Origin of the sequence: Novosphingobium arvoryzae, assembly GCF_014652615.1 — a bacterium.
In the GTDB taxonomy this organism is placed as follows: domain Bacteria; phylum Pseudomonadota; class Alphaproteobacteria; order Sphingomonadales; family Sphingomonadaceae; genus Novosphingobium; species Novosphingobium arvoryzae.
Genome location: NZ_BMZD01000005.1, coordinates 172992 through 180000, shown reverse-complemented (window position 1 = coordinate 180000; position 7009 = coordinate 172992). Strand labels below are relative to the sequence as shown.

Below are 7009 nucleotides of genomic sequence, written 5' to 3'. Positions count from 1 at the left end.
AGTTCGGCCAAGGGCAACCTGATCGACGAGTTTCCGGGCCGCGCCGGATCGACGCTGGGCAGCAGCGATCCGCCGCGCCATGACCGGCTGCGCGCGCTGATCCAGTCAGCCATGACCAAGCGCGCGCTGGATCATATCCTGGAACCCGCCCGCGCCGCCTGCCGCCAGCATCTGGCCGAGCTGGAGGGCAAGGACGTGTTCGACTTCGTCAATGACTATGGGTCCAAGGTGACGGTCGACCTGCTGTTCTATCTGTTCGCACTGCCGAAAGAGGGCGCGGAGCAGGTGCGCGACAATGCCGTGCTGATGGTCCAGACCGATGCCAAGACCCGCCAGAAAAGCGAGGCCCACCTCAACGCCTTCCGCTGGATGGCGGACTATGCCGAGAATCTGGTGCAGGAACGCAAGCGCAACCCCGGAGAGGACCTCCTCTCCAACTTCATCACCGCCGAGATCGATGGCGAGAAGCTGCTCGACAAGGAAGTGCAGTTGACCGTCACCACGCTGATCATGGCGGGGATCGAAAGCCTCTCCGGGTTCCTCGGCATGTTCGCCTATAACCTGGCGGACCATGCCGGGGCACGGCGGGCGCTGGCGGCGGATCATGCGTTGATCCCCGATGCCATGGAAGAATCGCTGCGCTTCAACACCTCGGCCCAGCGCTTCAAGCGGTGCCTGCAACACGATGTCGAACTGCACGGCCAGACGATGAGAGCCGGCGATTTCGTGATGCTATGCTATGGCAGCGCCAACCGCGACGAGCGGATGTTCGCCGATCCCGATACCTATGACATCACGCGGCGACCCAAGCGGCATCTGGGCTTTGGCGGCGGGGTGCATGCGTGCCTGGGGGCAATGCTGGCGCGGGTGGCGACCGAAGTGGTGTTCAGCGAATTCCTGAGCGCCGTGCCGGAATTCACGCGCGTTGACCCAGTGCTGCCGTGGGTGCCGTCCTCCAACTTCCGCAGCCCACAAACGCTGCGACTGGCGCGAGGGTAAATTCAGGCTGGATCGGGGCGATAGGCAGTCAGGAAGGTCTGCACGGCTAGCTGCACTTCCGCCTCGATCCCGGCCTGATCCGGGCGCGGCGCCGCGCCCAGCAAGTGGCGATAGAACCCGCCCGACTGGCACAGGCCCAGAAAGTGCGCGGCCGCCACCCGTGCATCGACGGCGCGCAGCCGCCCCTTGTTCATCTGCAGCCGCAGCCAGGCCTCGGTCCGCTGCTGGCCGCGTTCGGCGCCGCGATCCCACAGCATCCGGCCCAGCTCGGGAAACCGTCCGGCCTCACCCACCACCACGCGGTGAAGCGCGATGATCTGCGGCCGCAGGATCGTGGTCAGCACCGATATGCCCAGCGCGGTCAGCGTTTCGGCCAGATCGGCATCTTCGGGCAGTTCCAACCGCAGTGCCTCGCCATAGCGTTCGACCTGATCGTCGACCACGGCGGCGAACAGATCCTGCTTGTTGCGGAAGTAGGACCAAAGCGTGGTCTTCGACCCGCCCAGATCGGCAGCGATAGCGGACATGCTGGTCTGGCCATAGCCGTTGCGCAGGAACGCCTTGCGCGCCGCTGCCACAATGGCACGGCGGCGAACTTCCTGCCGATCCGGTTCCTTCCCTGTCACAAGTGCCGTACTACACAGTATCATTTCGGTTGACAAGCAAGCCTGCCCGCCGCCAAAGGCGTACCATGCAGTACGGTTCATCCACCGGCCAGCGGCTTGCCGTGCTGGCCTTGTCCGGCGTTTTGGCGGCTTGTGCCGTTCCGCCTGCCCCCCGCGCCGCCGCGCCGCTCAAGACCGGCGAGGCACTGGGCGACGTTCAGGGCCTTTCGGGCGAAGCGGCAGAGTTTCCCGCCGACCGCTGGTGGACCGCCTATGGCGATGCCGGGCTCGACGCACTGATCGAGGAAGCACTGGCGAAGTCCCCCGACATGGCGCTGGCTGCTGCCCGCATTCGCGCCGCAGATGCCGCCAGCGAACGCGCGGGCGGGACGCTGCTGCCAACGCTGACCGTCGATGGCGCGTTAGGCGGCAACAAGCAGAGCTATAACCTCGGCATTCCGGCGCAGTTCGTGCCAAAGGGCGTGATCGAAACCGGCAAGCTATCCGCCACGCTGGGGTTAAACCTGGATCTGTGGGGCCGCAACCGCGCCGCGCTGGCCGCCGCGCGGGGCGAGGCGCAAGCCGCGCGGGTCGATGCCGCGCAGGCCCGGCTGATGCTGGCCAGCGGGATTGCGCTCAGCTGGGGCAATCTGGCGCAGCTCACCGCCAGCCGCGATCTGGCGCTGCGCTCGGTGGATGCATTAAGCGGGATCGAGCGGCTGACCGGGGAGCGGGTGCGCGCCGGCATCGACAACCGCGCAGATCATGAACTGGCCACCGCCCGCCGCGCCGGGGCCGAGCAGGCACTGGCCGCCCTGAATGAACTGATCGCACTGGAGCGCAACCGGCTGGCCGCGCTGATCGGCGCCGGGCCGGACCGGGCCGAGCGCATGCCCGTTCCCGCACCAGACCTCAGCCGCACTGCCGGGGTTCCCGCCAACCTCGCCGCCAACCTGCTGGGCCGCCGTCCGGACATCGTTGCTGCCCGGCTGCGCGCGGAAGCGGCGGCGGCGCGGGTCACTTCGGCGCGGCGAGCCTTCTATCCCGATATCAACCTGGCTGCCGTGGCCGGGCTGCAATCGCTGGGGCTGGACCAACTGTTCGCTTCGGGATCGACCTTTGCCAACTTCGGCCCGGCGATCAGCTTGCCAATCTTTGACGGTGCCCGGCTGAACAGCAACTATAACGCGGCCGAGGCTGGCTTTGACGAGGCGGTCGCCCGCTATGACCAGACGCTCCTGGCGGCCTTGCGCGAAGTGGCCGACGTACTCGATTCACGCCGCGCGCTGGCCGAGCGGTTGCTGGCGGCGCGCACGGCGGCGCGGTCTGCAACCGAAGCGGCGCGCCTTGCCCGGCTGCGTCATGGCCAGGGTATCGCCAACCTGCTGCAAGTGCTGAGCGCCGAAGATGCCGCGCTGGCGAACCAACGCGCGCTGGCCGAACTCGAAGCACGGGCCTTCCTGCTTGATGTGACACTGGTCCGGGCGCTGGGCGGCGGGTTTACCGCCCCGGCGGCGGACACGGAGCAAACCGACCGATGACCGATACGACCTCCCTCCCCCCTGAAACTGCCGCGCCCGAGGCCGATCCCGCCGCGCTGGACAAGCGCCGCAAGTTCCTGCGTCTGTTCGCGATCGCGCTGGCCGTGGCCGCCGCGATCTGGGGCGTGTGGTATTTCCTGACCCAGGCGGGCCGCGTCCATACCGACAATGCCTATGTCGGCGCGGACACCGCCGTGGTCACCCCGCTGGTGTCCGGCGCGGTAAAGGAAGTGCGCGTGGGCGGAACGCAGCAAGTTGCCAAAGGCGACGTGCTGGTGGTGATCGACGATGCCGATGCCCGGATCGAACTCGCCAATGCCGAAGCCATGCTGATGCAGGCACGGCAACGGTTCCGGCAGGCACAGGCGGGCGGCACCTCGTCCGCCGCGCGGGTCGATGCGCGCGGGGCAGAGGTCGCGCAGGCGCAGGCCCGACTGACCGCCGCGCAGGCCGATTTCGACAAGGCGCAGGATGCCTATGCCCGCCGCCAGCAACTCGCCGCCAGCGGGGCCGTCTCGGCCGAGGAAGTCGCCCAGACCCGCGCCGCCATGCTTGCCACCCGCGCCGTGCTGGCGCAGGCGCAGGCCGGGGTCGCCACGGCCACTGCGATGCGCTCCTCCGCCAGCGGCGACCTGGCCTCTGCCGCCGCGCTGACCGCCGGTTTCTCCGAAGCGACCGCGCCCGACGTCGTCGCCGCACAGGCCCGCGTCAACCTCGCCCGGCTCAATCTGGAACGCACTGTGATCCGCGCGCCGATCGGCGGCGTGGTAACCAACCGCAACGTGCAGGTCGGCCAGCGGATCAATGCAGGGGCGCCGTTGATGGTGCTGGTGCCGCTGGACGCGATGTTCGTCGACGCGAACTACAAGGAAAGCCAGCTGCGCAACGTCCGGCCTGGTCAGCCGGTGGAACTGACCAGCGACTTCTATGGCAGCAAGGTGGTGTTCAAGGGCACGGTGAAGGGCTTTGCCGGTGGCACCGGCGCGGCATTTGCGCTGATCCCGGCCCAGAACGCCACCGGCAACTGGGTGAAAGTGGTGCAGCGCCTGCCGGTGCGCATCCAGCTCGACCCCGCCCAGTTGAAGGACCACCCGCTGCGCGTCGGCCTGTCGATGAGCGCCACGATCGACACGCGCAGCCAATGAACACAGCCCCGCTCCGGCCATTGACCGGAACGCGGCTGTGGGTGGCCGCGTTCGGGCTGGCGCTCGCCAACTTCGTGGTCATCCTCGACACCACGATCACCAACGTGTCGGTCCCGCACATCGCGGGCGGTCTGGCGATCTCGCCGTCGCAGGGAACTTGGACGATCACGTCCTACGCCGTGGCCGAGGCGATCACGGTTCCGCTGACCGGCTGGCTTGCGGCCCGGTTCGGGGCCTATCGTACCCTGGTGGTCTCGTTGGTCGGGTTTGCCCTGTTCTCGGTGCTCTGCGGAATTGCCCGCACCATCGAGTTGCTGGTCGTCCTGCGCGTGTTCCAGGGCCTGTGCGGCGGGCCGCTGATGCCGCTCACCCAGACGCTGATGCTGCGGATCTTCCCGCCGGAAAAGATGGGCACCGCCAACGCGCTGTGGGGTGTGACCACCATCTCCGCACCGATCCTCGGCCCGATCGTGGGCGGCTATATCAGCGACAACTGGAGCTGGCCGTGGATCTTCTACATCAACCTGCCGGTGGTGGTGCTGTGCCTGGGGATCATCGTCAAGCTGGTCGGCCGCTATGAAACCGCAACCGAACGGGTCCGGATCGACGCGGTCGGGCTGATCCTGCTGGTGCTGTTCGTCGGCTGTTTTCAGCTGGTGCTCGACCTGGGCCGGGAGCACGACTGGTTCGCCTCGACCATGATCACCGGCCTCGCAATCACCGCGTTCGTCACGTTCGGTGCCTTTGTGATCTGGGAACTGACCGATCCGCACCCGGTGGTGGACCTGCGCGTGCTGCGGCACCGGTCGCTGTGGGTCGGGCTGATCGCGATGGCGCTGGGCTTTGGCGGGATGTTCGCGATGATCGTGCTGGTCCCGCTGTGGATGCAGTCCGTCGTCGGTTACACCGCCAGCGAGGCTGGTCATGCGATGGCCTTCGTGGGGGTCTTCGCGGTTGCCATGGCGCCGGTGGCCAGCAAGGCGTTCGACCGCTTCGATCCCCGCATCCTGATCACCGCCGGGATGCTGTGGCTGGTGATGACATCGCTGCTGCGCACGCAGTGGAACACCGACGGCACCTTCTGGGATTTTGCCCTCCCGCAGATCCTGCAAGGGTTCGGGATGCCGTTCTTCTTCATCGGCCTGATGATGTTCTCGCTGTCATCCGTGCCGATGAACGAGGTGGCCTCCGCCGCTGGCCTGCTCAGCTTCATGCGCACCGTTGCGGGAGCGGCGGGAACGGCGCTTTCGACCTCGATGTGGGACAGCGCCTCGCGTGAGGCGCGGGCCAACCTGGCTGGATCGCTCAACGGAGCAGACGGCGCGATGGCGCAGATGCAGGCCGCGGGCATGGAGCCCGAACAGGCGCGCGGCGTGATCGAACGGCTGGTGGAGGCCCAGGCCGCGACCATCGGATCGAACCATGTGTTCCTGGTGTCCGCGATCGTCCTGTTCATCGCCGCTTGGCTGGTCTGGCTGGCTCCGCGCCCCCAATCGCTGCCGGGACAAGCGGCCATGGGGCACTAGGCCCGGAAGGCCGTCAATCGCTCGATCGCGCGGTCCAGTGTTTCGGGTTGTTTAGCAAAACACAGACGCAAATAGCCGGTTTCGGGTTCGCTGGCGTAGAAGGCCGATACCGGGATCGAGGCGACGCCTGCCTCGCGGATCAGCCGCTCCGCCAGGGCGGCGTCGTCTGCCGGCAGGTCCGAGGCGGCCAGATCGACGGTGACGAACCACGTGCCGCTGGCGGGCAGGATGTGGAACCCGGCCGCCGTCAGCCCAGCCACCAGCCGCGCCTTGCCCGCCGCATAGCGCGCGCGGTGCCGGGCGTGCCAGGCATCGGGCAGCATCAGCCCTTCCGCCGCCGCCCATTGCAGCGGGGTGGCGGTGGTGAAGGTGATGAACTGGTGAGCCTGCGCAATCGCACTGGCGATGCGCGGCGTGGCGACCGCCCAGCCGACTTTCCAGCCGGTCATCGAGAAGATCTTGCCCGCCGAGCCGACCTTGACCGCCCGGTCCTGCAAGGCCGGGATGGCCAGCGGCGAGACGTGCGGCGTCCCGTCGAGGATCATCCCCTCCCACACCTCGTCACACAGCAGGAACAGGTCGTGGCGCTGGCAGAGTTCGCCCACGGCCTCCAGCACCTCGCGCGGCAGCACGGTACCGACCGGGTTGTTGGGCGTATTCAGGATGATCAGCCGGGTGCGCGCCGTGATCGCCGCTTCCAGCTGGCCCAGCGGCAGGGTCCAGTCCGGCGGGGTCAGGCTGACCAGCCGGGGAATGCCCCCGGCCCGTTCGACCAGCGGCAGGTAGGCATCGTAGAGCGGCTGGATCAGGATCACCTCGTCCCCCGGCCTGACCAGCGCGAGGATGCTGGCGGCCAGCGCCTCGGTCGCGCCGGACGTCACGACCACGTCCTCCGCGGCCACGACCAGCCCCTGCTGGCGGGCGTAGTAGCCCGCAATGGCGCTGCGCAGTTCCGGCAGGCCGCGCATTGGCGGATACTGGTTGGAGCGTTCCGCCAGCGCCCGCTGCGCGGCGGCGATCAGCTCTGGCGGCTCGGTCATGTCTGGAAAGCCCTGGCCGAGGTTGATCGCCCCCAGCTGCGCGGACAGCCGCGACATGACCTCGAAAATGGTGGTGGTTCCGGCGGGAAGATCGGTCTTGGCCATAAGTCCCCACCTTGGCGCAGAGCCAGCGGCAAGCCAAGCCGGAGCCGA

At 67.9% G+C, this 7009-nt stretch carries 6 protein-coding genes (1 of these 6 running past the window's edge); 4 read left to right on the top strand and 2 right to left on the bottom strand.

Annotation, left to right across the window (positions count from 1 at the left end):
• Positions 1-999, top strand: the 3' portion of a protein-coding gene (locus IE113_RS11705; protein WP_189541696.1) for a cytochrome P450. Its footprint begins 165 nt before the window's first position; only the last 999 of its 1164 coding nucleotides appear in the window; the start codon falls outside the window, past its left edge; the stop codon is at positions 997-999.
• Positions 1000-1001: 2 nt separating this feature from the next.
• Here the strand turns inward: IE113_RS11705 and IE113_RS11700 are convergent, their stop codons facing one another.
• Positions 1002-1625, bottom strand: a complete 624-nt coding sequence (locus IE113_RS11700) for a TetR/AcrR family transcriptional regulator (protein WP_189541695.1) — start codon at positions 1623-1625, stop codon at positions 1002-1004.
• 65 nt (positions 1626-1690) lie between these two features.
• Here IE113_RS11700 and IE113_RS11695 point away from each other — a divergent pair, with 65 nt between their 5' ends.
• From IE113_RS11695 to IE113_RS11685, 3 genes are read left to right on the top strand one after another with little or no spacing between them, the layout of a single operon-like run.
• Positions 1691-3145, top strand: coding sequence for an efflux transporter outer membrane subunit (locus tag IE113_RS11695; RefSeq protein ID WP_189541693.1), 1455 nt, complete (start codon positions 1691-1693; stop codon positions 3143-3145).
• Positions 3142-4290, top strand: coding sequence for an HlyD family secretion protein (locus tag IE113_RS11690; protein ID WP_189541691.1), 1149 nt, complete (start codon positions 3142-3144; stop codon positions 4288-4290). Before IE113_RS11695 ends, IE113_RS11690 begins: the two co-directional genes overlap by 4 nt.
• Positions 4287-5816, top strand: coding sequence for a DHA2 family efflux MFS transporter permease subunit (locus IE113_RS11685; RefSeq protein WP_189541690.1), 1530 nt, complete (start codon positions 4287-4289; stop codon positions 5814-5816). The genes IE113_RS11690 and IE113_RS11685 overlap by 4 nt, the downstream gene beginning before the upstream one ends.
• Here IE113_RS11685 and IE113_RS11680 read toward each other — a convergent pair.
• Positions 5813-6961 carry an aminotransferase gene (locus IE113_RS11680; RefSeq protein WP_189541688.1) on the bottom strand — a complete coding sequence of 383 codons (1149 nt, stop codon included), beginning with the start codon at positions 6959-6961 and terminating at the stop codon, positions 5813-5815. The genes IE113_RS11685 and IE113_RS11680 overlap by 4 nt on opposite strands.
• Positions 6962-7009 lie beyond the last annotated feature (48 nt).